The organism is Aminobacter sp. P4_D5, assembly GCF_056401815.1.
The window spans coordinates 1-594 of record NZ_JBFUIP010001046.1 but is presented as its reverse complement, the minus strand read 5'-3'; the positions used below and the strand labels follow the sequence as shown (position 1 = coordinate 594).

1 pseudogene is annotated in these 594 nt (G+C 73.4%); it reads right to left on the bottom strand.

From position 1 onward, the window contains the following. Window positions 1–594, bottom strand: a pseudogene (locus tag AC1DWF_RS36580) (ABC transporter permease); the annotation flags it as partial.

The following is a 594-nucleotide window of genomic DNA, read 5'->3' as shown; positions in this document are numbered from 1 at the left end:
GATATAGGTGAGGCCGCGATCGCCGCGCAGCGCCCAGGCGCTGTCCTGGCTGACCTGGACCTGCTCGGCCGCTACGCCCCTCACGGCCACGACGCGCGCCCGCAGGCTCGGCACGCGGCGGACCTCCGTGATGCCGGGCGTGCCCCGGGCGATCTCGTCGAAGCGCTCGGCCTGGTCGGGCTGGATGTCGATGAAGAAGAAGTTGGGCGCGCGGCCCGGCATCTCGCTGCCGATGGCGTTGCGCAGGTTGCCCTCGATCTGGGCGATGGCGGCCAGCGTGGTCAGGCCGAGGCCGAGCGACACCAGCAGGATCGGCGTTGCCGACCCCGGTCGGTGCAGATTGGCCAGCCCGAGCCGCCAGGATGGGCGCCGGATACCGTGCAGCGCCCGGGCGCCGAGCATGAGTAGCGACGCGCCGCCGCGGAACAGGACCATGGCGGCCAGGGCGCCCAGGCAGAAGTAGAGGCCGAAGAGCGGCCGGTCGGCCGTGGCGATCACCAGCCCGACCAGCGCCAGCCCCGCCAGCGCATTCGCCGTGGCGACCTTCCAGCCGGCCCAGGCGCTGCCCGTGGACAGGGTGTCGCGGAACAGCGC